Origin of the sequence: Promicromonospora sp. NPDC057138 (assembly GCF_042670845.1) — a bacterium.
Lineage (GTDB): Bacteria > Actinomycetota > Actinomycetes > Actinomycetales > Cellulomonadaceae > Promicromonospora.
The window spans coordinates 134,521-155,346 of the sequence record NZ_JBHUUX010000007.1 but is presented as its reverse complement, the minus strand read 5'-3'; the positions used below and the strand labels follow the sequence as shown (position 1 = coordinate 155,346).

Sequence of the window (20,826 nt, the reverse complement as noted above, 5' to 3'; positions counted from 1 at the left end):
TGGTCGAGCCTGTCGAGACCGGTCTCGACAGGCTCGACCAGCGGACATCACGACGCCGGGTCGCGGATGATCGGGCAGGTCATGCAGTGGCCCCCGCCGCGGCCGCGGCCCAGCTCCGCGCCCTCGATCTCGAGGACCTCGATCCCGGCCTTGCGGAGCAGGTCGTTCGTGGTGGTGTTGCGGTCGTACGTGAACACCACCCCCGGCTCGACCGCCACGGCGTTGTTGCCGCTGTCCCACTGCTGGCGCTCCGACTCGTACACGTCGCCGCCCGTCTCGATGACCTGGAGCGCCCCGAGCCCGGTCTCGCGCGCCACGACGTCCAGGAACGTCGCGCTGCCCTCGTCCGTGACGGCGACGCCGCCGCGGCGCTGCCCTGAGCCTGTCGAAGGGTCGCCCGGCCGCAGCACGAACGGGTGGATGGCGCCCACGATGCGCGGGTAGACCGTCACCGTGTCGACGTCGGCGAACGTCATGACGGTGTCCAGGTGCATGGCGGCGCGCAGCTTGGGCATGCCGGCGACGACCACCCGCTCGGCCGCGTCGCCGTCGAACAGCGCCGCCGCGAGCTGGGTGATCGCCTGCCGCGAGGTGCGCTCGCTCATGCCCACCAGCACCGTGCCGTTCCCCACGGGCATGACGTCGCCGCCCTCGAGCGTGGCCCGCTGGTGGTCGGTCTCCGGGTCGCCCCACCAGACCGTCGACCCGACGAAGTCCGGGTGGAACCGGTAGACGGCCTTCATCAGCAGCGTCTCGTCGTGCCGCGCGGGCCAGTACAGCGGGTTGAGCGTGACCCCGCCGTAGAGCCAGCAGGTCGTGTCGCGCGTGAAGAGCGTGTTGGGCACCGGGGCCATGAGGTACTCGCGGGCGTCCGCCGTGTACTCGGCCAGCGTCCGGTACGCCGCAGGCAGGTCGGGCACGTCCTGGGTGGCCAGCCCGCCGATCAGGTACTCGGCGAGCTGCTCGGGGACCAGGTTCTCGAGGAACTCCCGGGTGGCGTCGATCAGCCCTGTCCCGACGACCCCCGGGACGATCTTGCGGTCCAGCAGCCAGTCCCGCGCCCCGGGCACGCGCAGCGTCTCGGCGAGCACGTCGTGCAGCTCGACGACGTCGACGTCGCGGGACCGCAGGTCGGCGACGAACCGCGCGTGGTGCTCGATCGCCCGGTCCACCCAGAGCACGTCGTCGAACAGCAGGTCGTCCGAGGTGGTCGGCGTGAGCCTGCGGTGGGCGAGGCCCGGCCGGCAGACGAGCACCTTGCGCAGGCGCCCCACCTCGGAGTGCACCCCGTAGGCCGCCGAGGGCAGTGGCGTCTCGCCGCTCTGGATCGTCATGGTGTGTGCCTTCCTCCGGTACGGACCGGCCGCGGGACGTCGCGGCCGGGGTCAGATGGAGATCGCGCCAGTGGCCAGGGCGACGACGCCGGTCACCGCGCCGATCACCGACACGACGAAGATCACCAGCTCGCCCGTGCTGAACACCCGCCGGCCCTGCTCGCGGCGCGTCATCGCGAAGAGGATCGTCGCCGGGGCGTAGATGACGAACGACAGCAGCACGAACGTCAGCCCGGCCGCGAACAGCAGGAACGCCGTGTAGAGCACGGCGAGCGCCGCGACGACGAGGTCGCCCGTCGTCGGGCTGCCGGCCGCGGGGCCGCCGCGCCCCAGCGCGAGCTTGAGCGCGTACCCGGCGGCGAGCAGGAACGGGATGAGGGACAGGGCGCTGGTCAGGTCGAGCGCGAACGTGAACGCGTCATCGGACAGCAGGGTGACGAACAGGACGACCTGGATGAGGATCGTGGTCAGCAGCAGCGCGGCCCGGGGCACGTCGTTCGCGTCCGACCGGGCGAGGAACCTCGGCATGTCGCGGTCCTTGGCGGCGACGAACAGCACCTCAGACGACATGAGGGTCCAGGCCAGGTAGGCGCCGAGCACGGACACGATCAGGCCGACGCTCACGAACGCGGCGCCCCAGCCGCCCACGGCCGCCTCGAGCACGCCCGCCATCGACGGCTGGCGCAGGTCGGCGAGCTCCTCCATCGGGAGGATCCCGTAGGACACGATGGTGACCGACGCGAAGATCGCGAGCACCATCAGGAAGCCGAGGACCGTCGCCCGGCCGACGTCCTCCCGGCGCCGCGCATGCCGCGAGTAGACGCTCGCGCCCTCGACCCCGAGGAAGACGAAGACCGTGGCGAGCATGGTGCCGCGCACCTGGTCGAACAGCGGGCCGGTGATCCCGTAGCCCTCGAAGTTGTCCACGAGCACCTGCGGGTCCAGCAGGAAGACGGCGATGAGCACGAACGTGATGATCGGCACCACCTTGGCGACGGTGACTATGCGGTTGATCGCCGCGGCCTCCTTCACGCCGCGGCGCACCAGCAGGTAGAACCCCCACACGCACGCCGACGACGCGACGAACGCGACGGGGGTGTCGCCGTCGCCGAGCACGGGCAGGATCGCGCCCACCGTCGACATGATGAGGATCCAGTAGGTGACGTTGCCGACGCACGCGCTCGCCCAGTACCCGAACGCCGAGAAGAAGCCGAGGTACTCGCCGAAGCCGGCCTTCGCGTAGGCGTAGACGCCCGAGTCGAGGTCGGGCTTGCGCATCGCGAGCCGCTGGAACACGAAGGCGAGCATGAGCATGCCGCTGCCTGCCACCAGCCACGAGATCAGCGCGCCGAGCACCCCGGTCTCGCCGGCGAACCGGCTCGGGAGCGAGAAGACGCCGGCCCCCACCATCGAGCCGACGACCATCGCGGTGAGTGTGGCGACGCTGATCTTCGCCGTCGTGAGCTGGGTGGAGCTTTCGGCCTGCATCGCGAGACCCCCGTCGGTCGAGCGCGTCACGGTGATCCGTCGACGCGTCCGGTGGCCTCGCGCCCCTCGAGGCTCCGGCGAGACAATTACAGATGCGGACCGCGAGATCGGCAAAAGATGGCCGGCCGGGCCCCGGCCAGGATGACCATGTACCTGCTGCCACGCGAGGGCCTCCCGTGGCAGCAGCTGCATGGTCATCTCAGGGGCGTTCGGGCAGCAGCGCTCCGCGGACGAGGGCCAGGACCGCCTCGTCGCTCAGGCCGTGGGCGCGGGCTCTGGCCACGAGGGCGCGGGCCTCGTCGACCAGCCCGCCTGTGCCCGACGTCGGCGGACGGGCTGGGTCTCCCGGTTCGCCGCCCGGCAGAGTGTCCCCCGGCTCGGGCCCGAGCGGGGCGCCCGCCGGCGGCTCCGCGATCACCGTGCCCACGCGCCGTCGGCTGGTGACGACGCCCCCCGCCTCCAGCTCCCGGTAGGCCCGCTGCACCGTGCCGACGGCGATCCCGAGGTCCCTGGCCAGGTCGCGCGACGCGGGCAGCCGGTCGCCGGGACGCAGGCCGCCGACCGCGACGAGGGCCGAGACCTGGGTGCGGATCTGCTCGTAGACCGGGACCGGGGAGGTCAGGTCGACCCGCAGCGCGGTCATGCCACGGGCCCTGGCGTGGCGGTTCGCGGCACGCCGACCGCGGCCCGGGTCCGCCGGGACGGCAGCGCCGTGGCGGCGACCACCACGGACCCCACGAAGGCGACCACGGCCAGGAGCAGGCAGACGATGCCACCGCCCAGCCAGTCCACCCTGAGCAGCGCACCGGCCGCGAAGGCCAGGTACGCCGCGGCCCCCACCCCGACCCACAGCTGCGCTCCGGCGAGCACCCGGGCCGCGGACGTGCGCCGGATCGCGTCGTCCTGCTCCGGGGAGAGCAGGCCGATCGGCGGCCGCCGGGTCACCGCGCGCAGCGCCACGAGCGTCGCACCGACGGCGAGCGCGAGGACGAGCAGCGCGGGCACGCCGACCGCCCAGCCGGGGTACGGCCCGGCGCTGTGGGTCTCACGGCCCGCATCGAGCACCCGCTCGACGCTGCGCCCGTCGCCGGCGGCGGTGAGCCCGAACACCACCAGCGCGACGACGAGCCCCGCGACCGTGCTCGCGAGGAGCGGCAGCCGCCATCCGCCCTGGTCACCCAGGCTCCGCCGCACCAGCGGCGCGCTGCGGACCTCGCCGGTGGGGCGCGGCCAGCGCGCCTCGCCCACCGCCCGCGCCAGGCTGAACGTCAGGGCCGCGGCGAACGGCGCCACGCCGAGCAGCACGCCGGGCTGACTCCAGGTCGCCGCCGCGATCCAGAGGGCCAGCGCGATCACGATGCTCGTCGTAGCCGCTACCGCCGAGATGCGCGTCTCGTGCCGGCGGGCGGCCACGACCGTCGCGTCGAGGTCGTGCGGCGGACCACCGCGCTGGGCCACCAGCAGCACGATGAGGGCGACGATCAGGACCGGCAGTCCCAGGGCGATCACGATGACCAGCGCGTGCATGATGCCTCCATTTATTGAATCAATGCGTTGATTCATTAGATCACAGAGCGGTGCGTCGGAGCAACGGAGACGTGAACGTCGCCACACGCCGCCGCGAGTCACGGCACAGATGGGAGAATGGCGCCGTGACCTCCGCCCTCGACACAGCTACCCGCCCGGCCGCGCACACGCCCGCGGCTCCCCTGCTCGCGCCCCTGCAGATCGGGCCCCTCACCGTCGCCACGCCGGTGGTGCTCGCGCCCATGGCGGGCGTGACCAACCGCGCGTTCCGCACGCTGTGCCGCGAGGCTGGGCAGTCGACCGGGTTCGATCCGGGCCTGTACGTCGCGGAGATGGTCACCAGCCGGGCGCTCGTGGAGCGCAACGTCGAGGCGCTGCGCATCGTGACGTTCGGCGAGGACGAGACGCCGCGCTCCGCGCAGGTGTACGGCGTGGACCCGGCCACCGTGGGCGCCGCCGTCAAGATCATCGCCGGCGAGGACCGCGCCGACCACGTCGACCTCAACTTCGGCTGCCCGGTGCCCAAGGTGACCCGCAAGGGCGGCGGCGCCGCCCTGCCCTGGAAGCGCCAGCTCTTCACGGACATCGTGAAGGCGGCGGTCGAGGCGGCCGAGCCCCACGGCGTGCCCGTCACCGTCAAGATGCGCAAGGGCATCGACGACGACCACCTGACCTACCTGGAGGCGGGCCGGATCGCGGAGTCGCTCGGCGCCGCCGCCGTCGCGCTGCACGCCCGCACCGCCGCGCAGCACTACTCCGGGCAGGCCGAGTGGGAGGCCGTCGCGCGCCTCAAGGAAGCCGTACGCACGGTCCCCGTGCTCGGCAACGGCGACATCTGGTCCGCGGAGGACGCGGTGCGCATGATCGAGCAGACGGGCGCCGACGGCGTCGTCGTCGGCCGGGGCTGCCAGGGCCGCCCCTGGCTGTTCGCCGACCTCGCCGCCGCGTTCAACGGCTCCGGCCTGCGGGTCCGGCCGGGCCTGCGCGAGGTCACCGACACGATCTACCGGCACGGCACGCTGATGATCGACTACTTCGACGGCGACGAGGGCAAGGGCATGCGCGACCTGCGCAAGCACATGGCCTGGTACCTGAAGGGGTACGCGGTCGGCGGCGAGAAGCGGCAGGCCCTCGCGCTGGTCAGCACCCTGGCCGAGCTGCGCGAGCGGCTCGACGCCCTGGACCTGGACGCCCCCTACCCCGGGGACGACGCCGAAGGGCCGCGCGGCCGCGCCGGCTCCCCCAAGACGCCGCACCTGCCCTACGGCTGGCTCGACTCGCGCGACCTGTCCGAGGAGTTCGAGGCCAAGCTGCGCGAGGCCGAGCTGAGCGTCAGCGGCGGCTGACCCCGTCCTTGTTGCAGGGGCGCGGGGTCACAGCCAGCCGTTCTCCCGCGCGATCCGCACGGCTTCGGCCCGGGTCCGCGCGCCGGTCTTGCCCATCGCGGAGGACAGGTAGTTGCGCACCGTCCCCTCCGACAAGTAGGCCTCGGCGGCGACCTGGGCCACAGTCCCGCCGTCGGCCGCCAGGGCCAGCACCTGCGCCTCCCGCTCCGTGAGCGGGCTGGAGCCCACCGTCAGGGACGCGACCGCCAGGTCCGGGTCCACAACCCGCAGCCCGGAGTGCACGCGGCGCACCGCGTCGGCGAGCTGCCCGGCGGGCGTGTCCTTGACCACGAACCCGTTCGCACCCGCGTCCAGCGCGCGCCGCAGGTAGCCGGGCCGCCCGAACGTGGTCACGATCAGCGACCGGCAGCCCAGCACCTGCGCCGTGAGCGCCGCGGCCGCGCCGATCCCGTCCAGGCCGGGCATCTCGACGTCGAGCAGCGCGACGTCGGCCCGCGCCGCCAGTGCCGCGGCCACCACCTCATCGCCACGCCCGACCTGCGCCACGACCTCCAGGTCGGTCTCCAGGTCGAGCAGCGCCGCGAGCGCACCGCGTACCAGGGCCTGGTCGTCGGCCAGGAGCAGCCGGATCATGAGGCAACCTCTCCGCCGCGCGCGGCGGCTCTCTCGTGCGGCACGCGGACCGCGAGGCGGAGGCCGCCCAGCGGGCCCGGCCCGGTCTCCACGTCCAGCCCGGCGGCCCGGGCCCGCTCGGTGAGCCCGGCCAGCCCGTTCCCACCACTGCCCGACGGCGTCCGCTCGCCCACGCCGGCGCCGCGCCCGTCGTCGTCCATCACCAGGGCGTCCGGGGTCAGCCCCACCACCACGCGGCGGGCGGCGGCGTGCCGCAGCACGTTCGTGGTGCCCTCGCGCAGTGCCCAGGCGAAGACCTCGCGGTGCTCCTCGGCGACCTCGTCCACCGCGCCGGGCAGGTCGGCGGTGATCCCGGCGGCGTCGAACGCCGACCGCGCGGCAGCGAGCTCGCCCGCCAGTGTGACCTGACGCTCGCCGGCCACCATGCCCCGCATGTCCGCGAGCGCCGAGCGGGCGAGCGCCTGGATCTCGGCGAGCTCGGTCGCCGCTCGCTCGGCGTTGGGGGTGAGGGCGGGCGTGCCGTCCTGCCCCTCGCCTGCGCGCAGCAGGCGCGTCGCGAGCTCGGCCTTGACGGACACGACGGTCAGGGAGTGCCCGAGGATGTCGTGCATGTCGCGGGCTATCCGTTCCCGCTCGCGGGAGACGGCGAGCGTGGCGACCTCCTCCTGGGCCATGGTCAGCTTCCGGTTGCGTTCGATCACGCCGCGGAAGCCGAGCATGGCGAGGCTCGCGAGCACGGCCGAGACCACCGTGCCGTCCTCGGGCTGCCAGCCGGATACCACCCGGGGCAGGAGGAACAGGGCGAGCACGAGCACGGCGACGGTCACGACGCCGGCCCGCCGCGGCATGATCAGCACCACGCTGACGCAGACGAACACGAGCCCGACGAGGCCGTGCTGCGCGGCGGCGAGAGTGGTCAAGCCGACGCTCGCGAGCTGGGCGGCGACGAAGATCGCCGTCCTGCCTGGCGTCAGTGGCTTGCGCCATCGGAACCGGAACAGCACCCAGCCGAACAGCGCCGCGGTCCCCGCTACGCCCACCACGCCGACCATGCGCAGCGCGACGGTCGGGGCGTCCAGCGTCTCCCGGAACGGTTCGGAGAGGAAGACGATCCAGATCATGCCGAGCAGCGGGCCGAACCGGGCCAGCCCGGCTCCCTGGTTCCGGGCCAGGCGGGCCGGGGCGTCGAGGGGCGCCTGTTGCGTCGTCACGCCGTCATCCTCACACCCGGGCCGTGTCCTTGCGGAACCGCCAGACCGCTCCGGCGAAGAAGATCAGGGCCCAGGCCACCACGTTGGCGATCGCCGCCACGCCGACGGTGTCGCCGCCGAGCGGGGCACGGACGAGCTCGGCGAGGCCGTAGGTGGGCACGAACTTCGCGACCTCGGCGAACCAGGTGTCCCCCAGCGGCATGAACAGGCCGCCCGCGAAGGACAGCAGGGCCAGGACGGGCGCGAGGATCTGGATCACGTTCTCGGTGGGCAGCAGGTACCCCATGAACAGGCCGAACGCCGCGAAGACGAGGGAGCCGAACCAGGCGATGAGCGCGCAGGCGATCCATGCCGAGACGGGCATCTGCGCGCCGGCGAACGCGCCGACCGCGAGGGTGATCAGCACGGAGACGGCGCCGAGCGTCATCGAGGCGAGCACCTTGATCAGCACGTACGCCCAGGGGTTGAGCGGTGTGAGGCGCAGCTGCCGGGTCCAGCCCTGGGCGCGCTCCACGGCGACGCCCGCCCCGCCACCGGTCGCCGTGAGCAGCGCCCCGTACAGCGCCATCGACACCAGGACGTAGGCGACGACGTTCGCGTCGGGGCCTACCTGCGTGGTCTTGTACTCGGCCGACGTGCCGAAGAGCAGGAAGAACACGGGCGGCATCACGAACGAGAAGATCAGGGACCGCCGGTTGCGCAGCATGCGGCGCAGCTCCAGGCGCAGGTAGGTCATGCTGAACCCGGTCCCCCGGGACGGGCGCGCGGCGCTGCCCGACGTCGGCCGGGTCACCTCGGGCAGGGACGTGGCGGTCATCGCGTGGCTCCTTCGAACGTGGCGGTTGTGGTCGTCGTGGCTGTCGGGGTGTTCGCGCCGGCGGCGTGGTCCGAGGTGAGGGCGATGAACGCGTCCTCCAGATTGTCGGACGTGATCCCCAGGTCGTGGGCTCCGGTGGCGGTGAGCAGGTGGCGGGCCACGGCGTCGGAGTCGGCGGCCCGCACCAGCAGCCGGGTGGAGCGGACGTCGACGCTGTCGACGCCCGGCAGCGCGCGGACCTGCTCGGCGATGCGCGCGGCGGTGCCGGGGTCGTCCAGCTCGGCGCTGATCGTGCGCCCGGCGGCGAGGGCCTTGACCTCGGCCGCGCTGCCGTCGGCGACGATGCGGCCGTGGCTGACCAGGACTATCCGGTCCGCGTAGGCGTCGGCTTCCTCCAGGTAGTGCGTGGCGAAGACGACCGTGCGGCCGGCCGCGGCGTCGTTCCGGATCGCTGCCCAGAACTCGCGGCGGCCCTCCACGTCCATGCCGGTGGTGGGCTCGTCGAGCAGCAGGAGGTCAGGTTCGGAGACCAGCGCCATGGCGAACCGCAGGCGCTGCTGCTGGCCGCCGGAGCACTTGGCGACCATGCGGTCGGCGAGGTCGGCGATCCCGGCGCGCTCGAGGAAAGGGCCGGCCGGGCCGGTGCGGCCGAACAGCGCCGCCGTGAGCTCGACCGTCTCGCCCACCGTGATGTCGCGCAGCAGGCCGCCGGTCTGCATGACGGCGGCGACCTGGCCGTCGGCGATGGCCTGACCCGGCTCCTTGCCGAACACGCGGACCGTGCCCGAGGTCGGCGCGGCCAGGCCGAGCACCATGTCGATGGTGGTGGTCTTGCCCGCGCCGTTCGGGCCGAGGAACGCCACCACCTCGCCGGGCCGGATCACCAGGTCGAGCCCGTCGACGGCGCGGACCGTGCCCCCGGGGCCGCGGAACTCCTTGACGAGGCTTGTCGCGGCGATCGCCGCGACGCCGCCGACCCCCGCCGCTGTCTCCCTCATGGGGCTGCTTGTCGATGTCATGCCTTCACACTGCTGCGCGGGCGCAGGCGGGACCGCTGCCAGGCGTCACCGGGTCGGCATGACATCTGTCATCTCCGATACGCTGCGTTCCGCCGTCCGGGGGAGCGTGCCGATCTGCCTTGCCCGGTCGAGCGCACCCGACCCGAGGGAGTTCCCCGTGCTGTCCGATGTGGCGCGACATGTCCGCGCACCTGAGATCGCGCCGCCCACCGCCAACGACCCACCCGAGCTCGGCGGCTACGAGATCCGCGGCCGGCTGGGCCAGGGCGGCATGGGCGTGGTGTACCTCGGAGCCACCCGGAGCGGCCGCCCGCTCGCGATCAAGGTCATCCACCCGGAGCGCACCGACGAGCGCGAGTTCCGGGCTCGCTTCCGCCGCGAGGTGTCGGCCGCGACGAGGATACGCAGCCACCGCACGGCCGCCGTCGTCGACTTCGACGTCGACGCGCCCCGGCCCTGGCTGGCCACCGAGTACGTGCCCGGACCCACCCTGGCGCAGGCCGTCGCCGAGCTGGGGAGCCTGCCCGAGGCCGCGGTCCGCGAGCTCGTCACCGGCCTGGCCGAGGCCCTCGACGCGATCCATCGCGAGGGCCTCGTCCACCGCGACGTCAAGCCCGCCAACATCCTGCTCGGCCCCGGCGGGCCGGTGCTGATCGACATGGGCGTCGTGTCCGACTCGGCCGCAACGTCGTTGACCACCACGGGCATGCAGCCGGGAACGCCTCAGTTCATGTCGCCCGAGCAGGCCCGCGGCGAGGCCGTCACCACCGCCTCCGACGTCTGGGCGCTCGGCGCCGTCACCCACCTCGCGGCGGCCGGCACACCGCCGTTCGGAACGGGCAGCCTCGCGACGATCACCTACCGGCTCGTGCACGAGGCGCCCGACCTCCACGCCGTGCCGCCCGGCCTGCGGGGCCTGGTCGGCGCCTGCCTGGCCAAGGACCCCGCCGGGCGCCCGACGACGGCGGCGGTGCTCGCGGCGCTCGCGGGCCCGCAGTACGCCGAGCCCGTCGGCACCGGCCTGGACGGCCCTGGCGTGCCCGACGAGGAGACGGTGCTGCGCGCCGGGGCGCCGTCGTCCGACTCCACGACCGCGCCGGACCGCATTGCGGCGCCCGCGCCGTCGGGCCGGGCGCGGCGCAGGGTCCTGACCGGCCTGGTCGCCGCGGGTCTGGTGCTGGCCGGCGGCGGCGGCGCGACGGCACTCGTGCACTTCCTGGGTCCCGACGACACGCCCGGCGCGGTCACCACGCCCCAGGCCGAGGCGTCGACGTCGGCCGAGCCGTCGGGCGAACCCAGCCCGAGCCCGACCCGGAAGAAGAAGCCGAAGGCGACGCCGTCGGCGACGCCCGAGAGCTCTCCGGTCGCCACGCCCGCACCGCCCGTCGAGCAGGACCCGGCCCCGGCCCAGTTCCAGCCGGGCGCCGTGGTGATCCCGGCGCAGGTGCAGGTAGGCCAGGAGATCGTCGCGGAGGCTTCCGGCTGGACGCCCGAGCCGGCCAGCACCGCGTGCCTGTGGAGCATCGGCGGCGCGGAGCGGGACAACCTCGGGTCGTGCACCTACACCGTCGCGCTCGACGACGTGGGCAAGTCCGTCCAGGTCAAGCTCACCGCCGCCCGGACCGGGTACGCCGACGCCGTGGCGCTCTCCAACGCCACCGACACGGTGCCACAGCCGTCCGTGCCGAGGCCGAGCTGCTCGATCCTCCTGAGCCCGGGCGAGGTGCACTCCGGCTGGTTCGCACACTGCGAGGTCGAGCAGGACCCGAACGTCACCTACACGTGGAACTGGTACGACCTCGACGACGCCGAGACCATCACGTGGGAGTACGCGCCCGGTCCGCGCATCTGGATCGGGGGCGACCGTGCGGCGCACCGCGTGCGCGTGACGGTGACGGCGGAGCGGGAGGGCTACCGTCCCGCCGAGTTCCACACCACGTTCACCCTGCCGGACGAGTGGGTCCCCGCCGAGTGACCTGACCGCCTCTGCTCAGCCCGGCGGCGGGACCCGTCCCATGACCGACGACGCCATGACGATCCCCGGCTCGTCCCGGCCCGCCGGCGGCTCACGGTCGCGCAGGAGCGCGGCGCCGTCCCGCTCCCAGGCGAAGCCGGGCCTGCCGGTCGCCGCCCGGTACAGCTCGTCCAGGTGCTCCGGGCGGCGCTCGGCGAGCAGCGCCAGCACCCAGGACGGGACGTCCGGGTCGGCCAGCACCTGCGCCAGCCGCTGCGGCTTCCACGGCGCGAGCGGCGGGGTGTGCACCTCGCGGAGCTGCCCGTACCAGTCGAGCAGGCGCAGCCCCTTGACCGGGTGGTGCACCAGGGCGAACGCGGCGTCGTCGGGGTCCGCGGCGTCGTCGGGCAGCCAGCGCTCGTCGCGGAGCGAGGGCAGCAGCGCGAACTCCTCCGCCGGGGCGCCGATCCGGTCCTTGAACCGCAGGTAGCAGTCCAGGACGTGCGTGGCTGTGCCCTCCACCAGCACGTCCCCGAAGAGGTCGCGGAACGCACGGTGGTGGTCCGCGACGAGCTCGCGCGCCCGGGCCAGCGTGCGCGGGTTGCGGTAGGCCGGGGACGGCGCGGACGCCAGCAGCCCCACCACACCGCGCACGACGTCGGTGATGGAGTCCGGCGAGAAGACCATCGGGGTGTCCGCGAAGATCCACACGGCGCCGACCGGCAGGATCCGCCCGGACAGAGGCAGGCCCGGGGCCAGCGCGTCGGGCCGGATGCCGGAGCGCCCGGTGAAGACCCGGTACTCGAGGTCGTCCTCGAGGTTGTGCAGCACGGCGTGCTCGTCCACCAGGTCCGTGACGATGAAGTAGCCCAGCACGCCGCCGTCGGCCCACTGCGCCAGCAGCGCGCGCTCGGCGTCGTCCACGACCAGGCCGGCCGGGCAGGCGCCGTCGGCGGCGTCCGGGGGTGCGGTGCCGAGGACCCGGTGCACCAGGGAGCCGCCCACGCCGCGCGGCCCCGAGTGCACCAGCATGTCGACGGCGCCGTCCAGCGTCATCGCGGCGCGCACGCCAGGGTCGACGCCGTCGGTGTCGAGGTCGAGCATCTGCGAACCGACGTAGTCGACCTGGCGGCGGACGGCGTCGGCGTTGACCGGCCGCAGCACGTGCTCGACCAGGCGGCCCTCCAGCCGGGTCGCGAGGCCGAGGCGTTCGTCGAGGGTCAGCCGGCCGAGGGGGTCGCCGGCGGGGCTCGCCGCGGCCGGCGCGGCCCGGGAGATCGAGTTCCGTGTCCGAGTCATGGGGTCCATGGTTCGCGATGGACCGCTCCTGACAACCCCTCGCCCGCTGGATCTGTGGATAACCCGAGAGCGTCCCGACGGCGTCCGGGGGCTATCTTTCAGCACAGATCTTCTCCGTAAAGAGCACAAAGGGCCCAACGTAGGCGAAGATCAGCCTTGCACGACCACGGCGGCCGGGCTCCGATCACACTCCCGGCTGCCCTCCGGCCCCACGCACCTGTTCCGACGGAAAGGGATCTACCCATCATGGCATCGGAGAAGCGCCCCCGACGCGGCCCTGCGGTCATCGCCGATACGCGCCGCAACCCGGGGTTCGCCCTGGGCGCCTTCGGGCTCTCGGCCTGGGCCTACATCGGCATGTCCCACACCATTGCCGCCTACGAGGGGCCGCGGCTCGGCTACGCGCTCGGCGTCGCCTACGAGGCGCTGGTGATCGGCCTCGCCTGGGAGGGACGACGGCGCGCCGACCGGGCGCTCGAGACCGGCCGCCAGCCCGTAGGGCACTCGCGCTGGCTCGGCGGCGCGATCGTCGTCGGCGTTCTGTCCGGCGCACTCGCCGCATGGCACGGCTGGCTGCTCGGTGAGGGCATCTTTGCCGCGTCTCGCGCCGTCGCACCGGTCCTGGCGGCAATCGCCGTGCACCTGTTCTTCCAGTCTGCCTCGAGCGCGCGCGACATCGACCGGCTGGCGCAGATCCAGGCGGACCAGGAGACGGCCGTGCTGGACATGCTCGACGCGGTGCGGCTGGCGCAGATCGCCCCCGAGAGCGAGCGCGCGGCGCGCATCGCCGACGTGAACGCCGCGGTGACCCGGGTCCACCGCCATGTGCCTGCCGCCGTCACGGCGGAGGTGACTCGCCCCCACCTGGAGTCTGAAAGAACGATTCGTGACGTCGTTCAGGAGGCCGCGGCGCTAGCTGGCGAGTGGATGCCGGACCCGGCAGCCGTCGACGCCGCTCCGAAGGGCGTCCTGCTGCCCGGCATCGTCCTGCCCGGTGCTGGCGTGCCGGGCGTCGAGGTGCCCGGCCGGGCCGACACCGAACAGGCCGACACCGAACAGCCCGGCGCCGAGCAGGCCGGCGCCGAGCTGGCCGACACCGGATCCGCGGCCGGAGCCTCCGCCGTCGACGAGCGCGACGGCGTCCGCGCCGATGCCGCCCCCACGACAACGGCTACGGCCGACGCCGGACTGGCCGACGCGGGTCGCACCGACAGCGGCCAGGCCGCCCCCCACCGGTCCGCCAGCGGCCTGACCGAGCTGCTCAACACCGGCAGCATCGAACGGGTGCACCTCGAGGACAAGTACGCACCGAGGAAGCCGGCGTCGGACCTGAACCCGCCGGTCTCGGCCACGGTCGCCGACTGGGACGCGCTGTCCGGCGACGCGACGACGCCTGCGGCCGCGGAGCCGGCACTGCCGCTCACGACGCAGCAGATCAGCGAGATTCGCGTGCTCCGGTGGGAGCAGAACCTCACTCTCCACGAGGTCGCGACGCGGCTCGGGGTCTCCATCAGCGCCGTGAACAGGTACGCCCCGAGCACCGACGTCCCGACCACCGCCACCGGTTCCATGGCGGTGGTCCCGGCGTCGCTCTCCTGACCGCAGCCGCTGGTCGAGCTTGTCGAGACCTCGGAGGGGTCTCGACAAGCTCGACCAACGGCGGTGGCTCAGCCGAAGTTGACGCCCTGCGCCAGCGGCAGCTCCGTCGAGTAGTTCACCGTGTTGGTGGCGCGGCGCATGTACTGCTTCCAGGCGTCCGAGCCGGACTCGCGGCCGCCGCCGGTCGACTTCTCGCCGCCGAACGCGCCGCCGATCTCCGCACCGGAGGTCCCGATGTTGACGTTCACGATGCCGCAGTCCGAGCCGACCTCCGACAGGAACGTCTCGGCCTCGCGCACGTCCAGCGTGAAGATCGACGACGACAGGCCCTGGGGCACGTCGTTGTGCACGGCGATCGCCTCGGACAGCTCCGAGTAGGTCAGCACGTACAGGATCGGCGCGAACGTCTCGCGCTTGACGACGTCGGCCTGCTCGGGCATGCGCACGATCGCCGGGTGCACGTACGCCGCGTCCTCGGCGCCCGGCACGGTCACGGCGGCACCGCCCACGACGAGCTCGCCGCCCGCGGCCACGGCCTCGTCGATCGCGGCGAGCATGCGCTCGCGCGCCCCGGCGTCGACCAGCGGGCCGACCAGCGTGCCCTCGGTGCGCGGGTCGCCCACCGGCAGGCCCGTGTAGACCTTCGCGAGCCGCGCGACGACGTCGTCCACGATCGACTCGTGCACGATCAGGCGGCGCAGCGAGGTGCAGCGCTGCCCGGCCGTGCCGGCGGCGGAGAACACGGCGCCGCGCACCGCGAGGTCGAGGTCCGCCGACGGCGCGACGATCGCCGCGTTGTTGCCGCCCAGCTCCAGCAGGTACCGGCCACCGCGCGCCGCGACGACGGGCGCGACCTGCTGCCCCATCCGCTCCGAGCCGGTCGCGGACACGAGCGCCACGCGGGGATCCGCCACGAGGGCCTCGCCGGCCTCGCGGTCACCCAGCAGGAGCTGCGAGACGCCGGCCGGGAACCCGGCCTCGGCCAGCGCCCGGTCGAGCAGCGCGGAGGCGCCGACGGCGGACAGCAGCGTCTTCTCGCTCGGCTTCCACACGACGGTGTCGCCGCAGACGAGCGCCACCGCCGTGTTCCAGGACCACACGGCCACCGGGAAGTTGAACGCGCTGATCACGCCGACGACGCCCATCGGGTGCCACGTCTCCATGAGGCGGTGGCCCGGGCGCTCGGACGGCATGGTGCGCCCTCCGACCTGCCGCGACAGCCCGACCGCGAAGTCGCAGATGTCGATCATCTCCTGGACCTCGCCCAGGGCCTCGCTGGTGATCTTGCCCGCCTCGATCGTGACGAGCTCGGCCAGGTCGGCCTTGTGCTCGGTGAGCAGCTCGCCCAGGCGCTTGATCACCTGGCCGCGCACGGGGGCGGGCACGGAGCGCCAGGTGGTGAAGGCGTCGGCGGCCTGCCCGACGGCGGTGGCGGCCTCCGCCGCGCCGCCACGGCGCAGGTGCAGGAGCGGCTGGCCGGACAGGGGCGACACGACGGGAAGAACACCGTTTGTCGAGCCGCCGCTGGTCGAGCTTGTCGAGACCCCGCCAGCGGTCTCGACAGGCTCGACCAGCGACAGGTCGGCGCCCAGCCGCTCCAGCGCGGCGAAGGCGGCGTCCCGCAGCTCGGTGGTCAGGGTGTCAGGGGTGGTGCTGGTCATCGCGGTGCTCCCGTTGTGCGGTTGGGCGTGGTGAGGGTGGCCGGGTCGACGCCGAGGGTCTCGGCGACGCCGGTGAGCGACCTGGCCACCTGGTCGGCGTACAGGTCGAAGGGGTCGTTGAGCTCGCGGCCGAGGGCGCCCGCCATCCAGTCGGCGTCCCGGTCGGTGCCCTCCTGGCTGGCGTCCTTCGCGCCGTCCGAGGTCAGGTTGGACTGGAAGATGCCCGCCGCGGAACGCGGCAGGAAGTCCTCGTAGACGATGGGCTGACGGACCACGGCGGGGGCCCGGGTCTCGACAGGCTCGACCAGCAGTTCGTAGGTGAACCAGCCCAGGCCCAGGTCGGCGAGCGCCCCCTCGGTCGTGGGGAAGGTCTTCTGCCAGACGCCGCGGGCGAGCTCCTGACGCTGGGCCTCGGTGAACCCGGGGTCGTCAGCGCGGGCCGCGGCGGCGGCCTCGTCGATCTCGATCACCGCGGCGTCGTACGCGGCGCGGCCCTCGCGGGTGAGCGCGATGCCGCGCGCCTCGACCTCGCCGAACCGCACGCGGAGGGAGTCGCTGACGATCTCGCCGTCGGCGGTGCGGAAGGTGCGCGGCTCGGCCAGCGCGCGGAACGACGTCTGGCGGAGCAGCACGTCGGGACCCTCCCAGCGCGGCGGGCCCTGGATGGCGTCGATCATCGTGATGCCGCGGGCCTCCATGCGGGCGTACAGGTCGTCGATGTCGAGCACGCGGGGCGTGAGGTGGTTGATGTGCGTCGACGCGATGCCGCCAATGTCGGCCGCCACCGCGCTGACGCCTTCCAGCTCGCGGTACCAGGCCTGGTCCACGGGCTCCCGGGACAGCTCGAACGCCTCGGTCGCAAGGCGCAGGAACTCGGCCGCCTGGTCCTCGGGCAGGCCGCCCTCGACCTCTGCGCGATCGGCGAGGGCGAGCAGCTCCGGGCCGAACAGCGTGCGGGCGCCGAGGAAGCTCTCCAGGCGCCGCTCCAGGTCCGCGGTGAAGAACCGCCGGTCCGCCGTGACGAGCATGGACGTGAAGACCCGGAACGGGTTGCGGGCCAGCTCCTCCCGCTCGATCGGGCGGAACGCAGTCGAGATGACGGGGACCGAGCTGGACGAGGCGTCACGCAGGTCGTAGAACCCGACCGGGTGCATGCCCATCGCGCCGAAGATCCGGGCGACCTGCGCCATCTCGGTGGGCGTGCCCACCCGGATCGCGCCGTGCCGCTCCGCGGTGACGCGCGCGATGGAGCCGAGCCGCTCGGCGTCCGCGCCGTGCTGCGTCACGAAGTCGGCGTTGACCTCGTGCGACACGTCCAGCAGCGTCGTGTAGGCGGGCACTTCCTTGCCGTACATGTCCGAGAGGCTGCGCGCGAACGCGGCCCTCAGCTGCCAGGGCTCGAGGAACGTCGGTGCCGGCATCGATCTCTCCTTGTCTTTCAGATGATGTTCGCCTCAGGGCCTCGTCGCCCTGGGCTCGTAGTAGGCGGGCTCGTGGTGGTCGTCTGCACGCCGGGTCCGGCGAACCGGTCGGCGCTGAACCCGGACACGTCGATCCGCGGCGGGCGGCCCGCGTACAGGTCGCGCACCACCTCGCCGACGGCGGGCGCCTGCAGGAACCCGTGCCCGGAGAACCCCGCGGCGTACAGCACGCGGCCCGGCACCCCGGTCGCCTCGCCGATGAGCGCGTTGTGGTCCGGCGTCATCTCGTAGAGCCCGGCCCAGCCCCGCGCGACGGGCGCGTCGACCAGCCCGGGGGCACAGGTGCGGATCGCCCCGCGCAGCAGCGGCAGCCAGCCGGGGTCGTAGGTGCGCTCGAACGCGACAGGGGTCGCGGGATCGGCGATGCCGAGCAGCAGGCCGCCGGGCTCGGCGTTGTGGAAGTAGAAGGTGGTGCCGTAGTCGATGGTGAACGGGATGCGCGGCGGCGCGGGGTCCAGCGGCGGGGTGAAGCCGATCTGCCGCCGGTACGGGTCGACGGGCAGGTCCAGCCCGGCCTTGGTCGCCAGGTCCCGGGTCCACGCCCCGGTACACAGCACGACGGCGCCGGTGCGCACCCGCCCCTGGCTCGTCCAGACCGCGACGACCCGGTCGCCCCGGGTCTCGACGTCGCGCACCGTGACGTGCGTGCGGACGCGCCCGCCGTGCCGCTCGACGCCGTCCGCGTAGCCCTCGACGACGGCCAGCGGGTACGCGAACCCGTCGCGCGCGGCGTAGGCGGCCCCGGCGTAGCGGTCGACGTCGACGTACGGGTTGAGCCGGCGGACTGCGTCGGGGCTGAGCATGCGGCTCGCCACGCCGTGCTCGTTCTGCATGGCGACCGACTCCTCGAACAGGGCGACGTCGGCGGCGCCCGGCAGGAGGAACAGGTAGCCCGGCTGCTGCAGCCCGATGTCCGCGCCCGGGCGGTTCGCGAAGTCCTCGTACAGGTCCAGGCTGCGGTTGCCGAGCTCGACGTTCGCCGGGTCGGAGAACTGCGCCCGCACTCCCCCGATGGGCTTGCCCGAGCTGCCCGAGGCGAGCTCGTCGGCCTCCAGGAGCAGCACGTCCACGCCGTCCTCGGCGAGGTGGAAGGCCACCGACGCGCCGAGCGCGCCGCCGCCGACCACCACCACCTCAGCCAGCGCGGGGAGCGGTCCCCGCCGGTCCGCGGGGTGCCGTGCTGAGGTCATGCACGCATCCTGCCACGTGCTCCGGCGAATGCGGACACCCACCGGAACTCTTCCTGCACATCGACCAGTTCAAAGCGGAAACCACCGCTCCCTGCCGATCCCGCCGGGGTTCTACTTCGACGCCGCGGCGCGGCAGTCCGAGCAGGTGCCCCACAGCTCGACCGTGTGCTCGATGTCGTCGAAGCCCTGGGCGGCGGCGACCTTCGAGGCCCACGCCTCGACGGTGGGGCCGTCGATCTCGACGGTCCTGCCGCAGTGCCGGCACACCAGGTGGTGGTGGTGCTCGCGGCGCACGCAGCGGCGGTAGAGGCTCTCGCCGTCCTCGGCGCGCAGCACGTCGACCTCGCTCGCCTCCGCGAGGGCCTGCAGCGCCCGGTAGACGGTGGCGAGGCCGACGGACTCGCCACGGGCGCGGAGGGTCTCGTGGAGCTGCTGGGCCGAGCGGAAGTCGGCGAGCTCGTCGAGCGCCTCGACGACGGCTGTCCGCTGGCGGGTCATGCGTGCGGCCATCAGCGGCACTCCTTCGCGGCGGCTGCAGCACGTTCCGTGGCGGCAGCGGGCAGGTCGACGTCGTCGGGTAGGTCGGGATGCGGGTCGTGGGCGGGGCGCTGTCGGGTCAGGAGCGGGGCCACCAGCGAGACCACCGCGTACACCGCGATGGCGAGCACCACGATAGTCGCGCCCGGCGAGACGTTGTACCAGTAGGTGATGGTGAGCCCGGACAGGCAGACCACGACGCCGACGACGCACGCCGTGAGCATGGTCCGCCCGAAGGCGTGCGTGACCTGCTGGGCCACGGCGACGGGCACGATCATCAGCGCGCTGACCAGCAGCAGGCCGACGACGCGCATCGCGACGGTCACGGTGAGCGCCGACACGACCGCGACGACGACGTTCAGCGCCCAGACCGGCAGGCCGGACGCGATGGCGAACTCCTCGTCGTGGCTCACCGCGAACAGCGCGTGCCGCAGGCCGACACCGATGGACAGGACCACCACCGAGAGGACGACGGTGAGCCAGAGGTCGGCGTCGGACACCGTGGAGATCGAGCCGAACAGGTACTGCATGAGGTTCCCGGAGGAGCCGCCGGCGATCCCGATGAGCAGGACGCCGCCGGCGATGCCGCCGTAGAACATGATCGCGAGGGCCAAGTCGCCGGAGGTGCGGCCGCGGCGTCGGACCACCTCGATGAGGACGGAGCCGACCACCGCGGCGATGACCGCGCCGGGGACGGCGAGGACGTCGTCGGGGGCCAGCCCCATGCCCGCGCCGACGAGCCAGCCGAGGGCGACGCCGGTCAGGGCGATGTGCCCGATCCCGTCGCCGAGCAGGGAGAGCTTGCGCTGCACAAGGTAGGTGCCGACAACGGGCGCGGTCACGCCCACCAGCAGCGCGGCCAGCAGGGCGCGCTGCATGAACGGGTCGGACAGCATGAGCGCGATCATGGGCGCACCTCCAGGTCGAAGGCCCGGGTCTCGGCGGTCTCCCGCGCGACCCGGCTGCCGTTGTCGTCGGCGTGCGGGTGCTGGTGCCGGTGTCCCGCCCCGTCGTGGTCGTACCGGGCGCGCGGCGGGGCGCCGTCGTGCACGACCTTGCCGTGCTTCAGCACGACGGCGCGCGACACGAGGGACTCGAGCTCCCCGAGCTCGTGCAGCACGACGAGCACCGTGAGGCCGCCGTCGACCAGCCGCCGCATGGTGGCCGCGAACGCCTCCTGGCTGGCGACGTCGACGCCGGCGACGGGTTCGTCGAGGACGAGCAGGTCAGGATCGCGGACCAGGGCACGCGCGATGAGGATGCGCTGCTGCTGCCCGCCCGACAGGAGATGCACCGGGTTGCGCACGCGGTCGGCGAGGCCCACCTGCTCGAGGGCGGCCGCGACCCGGTCGCGCCAGTCGCGCGGCAGCCGGAGGCGGCGGCCGTGCAGCAGGCCGGAGGCGACGACCTCCTGCGCGGTCGACGGGATGCCGCCGCCCGCCCCGGCCCGCTGGGGCACGTACCCGATGCGGCTCCAGTCGACCGCCGCGCTGCGCCGTCCGGACCCGACTGGCTCGCCGAACAGCCACACGCCGCCCTCCGACGGCGCGTTGATGCCGACGAGCGCCCGCACGAGCGTGGACTTGCCGGAGCCGTTCGCGCCGAGCAGCGCGACGACTTCGCCGCGCTCGACCGTCAGGTCGATGCCGCGCAAGATGTGGCTCGCGCCCGCACGAAAGTGCAGGCCGCGGGCCTCGATGACGGGTTCGCTCGTCTCGGTCACCTGCCTA

Annotated in this window: 18 protein-coding genes; 3 read left to right on the top strand and 15 right to left on the bottom strand. The window is 73.6% G+C overall.

Annotated features, from left to right (window positions below; translation table 11 throughout):
• Nucleotides 1–47: 47 nt before the first annotated feature.
• The 4 genes from ACFT2C_RS07355 to ACFT2C_RS07340 all read right to left on the bottom strand — a co-directional run bounded on the left by ACFT2C_RS07355 (nucleotide 48) and on the right by ACFT2C_RS07340 (nucleotide 4,349).
• Nucleotides 48–1,334, bottom strand: a complete 1,287-nt coding sequence (locus tag ACFT2C_RS07355; RefSeq protein ID WP_377206372.1) for an arginine deiminase — start codon at nucleotides 1,332–1,334, stop codon at nucleotides 48–50.
• Between the two features lie 51 nt (nucleotides 1,335–1,385).
• Complete coding sequence (locus tag ACFT2C_RS07350) at nucleotides 1,386–2,822, bottom strand: basic amino acid/polyamine antiporter (protein WP_377206398.1); 1,437 nt, start codon at nucleotides 2,820–2,822, stop codon at nucleotides 1,386–1,388.
• Nucleotides 2,823–3,021: 199 nt separating this feature from the next.
• The gene (locus ACFT2C_RS07345) at nucleotides 3,022–3,465 is read right to left on the bottom strand and encodes a GntR family transcriptional regulator (RefSeq protein ID WP_377206371.1); all 444 of its coding nucleotides are present in this window, start codon (nucleotides 3,463–3,465) and stop codon (nucleotides 3,022–3,024) included.
• A complete protein-coding gene (locus ACFT2C_RS07340) occupies nucleotides 3,462–4,349 on the bottom strand; it encodes a hypothetical protein (RefSeq protein WP_377206370.1) in 888 nt (295 codons plus the stop codon). Before ACFT2C_RS07340 ends, ACFT2C_RS07345 begins: the two co-directional genes overlap by 4 nt.
• Nucleotides 4,350–4,474: 125 nt before the next feature.
• Here ACFT2C_RS07340 and dusB point away from each other — a divergent pair, with 125 nt between their 5' ends.
• The gene (gene dusB, locus ACFT2C_RS07335) at nucleotides 4,475–5,695 is read left to right on the top strand and encodes a tRNA dihydrouridine synthase DusB (protein WP_377206369.1); all 1,221 of its coding nucleotides are present in this window, start codon (nucleotides 4,475–4,477) and stop codon (nucleotides 5,693–5,695) included.
• A 27-nt stretch (nucleotides 5,696–5,722) separates the two neighbouring features.
• On the opposite strand, the gene ACFT2C_RS07330 is transcribed toward dusB, so the two are convergent.
• The 4 genes from ACFT2C_RS07330 to ACFT2C_RS07315 are packed head-to-tail and all read right to left on the bottom strand — an operon-like array spanning nucleotide 5,723 to nucleotide 9,354.
• Nucleotides 5,723–6,328: a response regulator gene (locus ACFT2C_RS07330; RefSeq protein WP_377206368.1), complete on the bottom strand. Its 606-nt coding sequence runs from the start codon at nucleotides 6,326–6,328 to the stop codon at nucleotides 5,723–5,725.
• The gene (locus tag ACFT2C_RS07325; RefSeq protein ID WP_377206367.1) at nucleotides 6,325–7,539 is read right to left on the bottom strand and encodes a sensor histidine kinase; all 1,215 of its coding nucleotides are present in this window, start codon (nucleotides 7,537–7,539) and stop codon (nucleotides 6,325–6,327) included. The genes ACFT2C_RS07330 and ACFT2C_RS07325 overlap by 4 nt, the downstream gene beginning before the upstream one ends.
• A 10-nt stretch (nucleotides 7,540–7,549) precedes the next feature.
• On the bottom strand, nucleotides 7,550–8,356 hold the full coding sequence (locus ACFT2C_RS07320) for an ABC transporter permease (protein ID WP_377206366.1): 807 nt from the start codon (nucleotides 8,354–8,356) through the stop codon (nucleotides 7,550–7,552).
• On the bottom strand, nucleotides 8,353–9,354 hold the full coding sequence (locus ACFT2C_RS07315; RefSeq protein WP_377206365.1) for an ABC transporter ATP-binding protein: 1,002 nt from the start codon (nucleotides 9,352–9,354) through the stop codon (nucleotides 8,353–8,355). Before ACFT2C_RS07315 ends, ACFT2C_RS07320 begins: the two co-directional genes overlap by 4 nt.
• Nucleotides 9,355–9,433: 79 nt before the next feature.
• Between ACFT2C_RS07315 and ACFT2C_RS07310 the strand changes: the two genes are divergently transcribed.
• The gene (locus ACFT2C_RS07310) at nucleotides 9,434–11,350 is read left to right on the top strand and encodes a protein kinase (RefSeq protein WP_377206364.1); all 1,917 of its coding nucleotides are present in this window, start codon (nucleotides 9,434–9,436) and stop codon (nucleotides 11,348–11,350) included.
• Between the two features lie 15 nt (nucleotides 11,351–11,365).
• Here ACFT2C_RS07310 and ACFT2C_RS07305 read toward each other — a convergent pair whose 3' ends face one another.
• On the bottom strand, nucleotides 11,366–12,628 hold the full coding sequence (locus ACFT2C_RS07305; protein ID WP_377206363.1) for a hypothetical protein: 1,263 nt from the start codon (nucleotides 12,626–12,628) through the stop codon (nucleotides 11,366–11,368).
• 246 nt (nucleotides 12,629–12,874) lie between these two features.
• On the opposite strand from ACFT2C_RS07305, the gene ACFT2C_RS07300 reads away from it, so the two are divergent.
• Complete coding sequence (locus tag ACFT2C_RS07300; protein ID WP_377206362.1) at nucleotides 12,875–14,227, top strand: helix-turn-helix domain-containing protein; 1,353 nt, start codon at nucleotides 12,875–12,877, stop codon at nucleotides 14,225–14,227.
• 68 nt (nucleotides 14,228–14,295) lie between these two features.
• Here ACFT2C_RS07300 and ACFT2C_RS07295 read toward each other — a convergent pair whose 3' ends face one another.
• The 6 genes from ACFT2C_RS07295 to ACFT2C_RS07270 form a co-directional block, all read right to left on the bottom strand.
• The gene (locus ACFT2C_RS07295) at nucleotides 14,296–15,888 is read right to left on the bottom strand and encodes an aldehyde dehydrogenase family protein (RefSeq protein ID WP_377206361.1); all 1,593 of its coding nucleotides are present in this window, start codon (nucleotides 15,886–15,888) and stop codon (nucleotides 14,296–14,298) included.
• Complete coding sequence (locus ACFT2C_RS07290; protein WP_377206360.1) at nucleotides 15,885–17,309, bottom strand: 2-oxoadipate dioxygenase/decarboxylase family protein; 1,425 nt, start codon at nucleotides 17,307–17,309, stop codon at nucleotides 15,885–15,887. The genes ACFT2C_RS07295 and ACFT2C_RS07290 overlap by 4 nt, the downstream gene beginning before the upstream one ends.
• 17 nt (nucleotides 17,310–17,326) lie before the next feature.
• Nucleotides 17,327–18,559 carry an NAD(P)/FAD-dependent oxidoreductase gene (locus ACFT2C_RS07285; RefSeq protein WP_377206359.1) on the bottom strand — a complete coding sequence of 411 codons (1,233 nt, stop codon included), beginning with the start codon at nucleotides 18,557–18,559 and terminating at the stop codon, nucleotides 17,327–17,329.
• A gap of 111 nt (nucleotides 18,560–18,670) precedes the next feature.
• Nucleotides 18,671–19,069: a Fur family transcriptional regulator gene (locus tag ACFT2C_RS07280; RefSeq protein ID WP_377206358.1), complete on the bottom strand. Its 399-nt coding sequence runs from the start codon at nucleotides 19,067–19,069 to the stop codon at nucleotides 18,671–18,673.
• Nucleotides 19,069–20,004 carry a metal ABC transporter permease gene (locus ACFT2C_RS07275; protein ID WP_377206357.1) on the bottom strand — a complete coding sequence of 312 codons (936 nt, stop codon included), beginning with the start codon at nucleotides 20,002–20,004 and terminating at the stop codon, nucleotides 19,069–19,071. Before ACFT2C_RS07275 ends, ACFT2C_RS07280 begins: the two co-directional genes overlap by 1 nt.
• Complete coding sequence (locus ACFT2C_RS07270) at nucleotides 20,001–20,819, bottom strand: metal ABC transporter ATP-binding protein (RefSeq protein WP_377206356.1); 819 nt, start codon at nucleotides 20,817–20,819, stop codon at nucleotides 20,001–20,003. Before ACFT2C_RS07270 ends, ACFT2C_RS07275 begins: the two co-directional genes overlap by 4 nt.
• Nucleotides 20,820–20,826 lie beyond the last annotated feature (7 nt).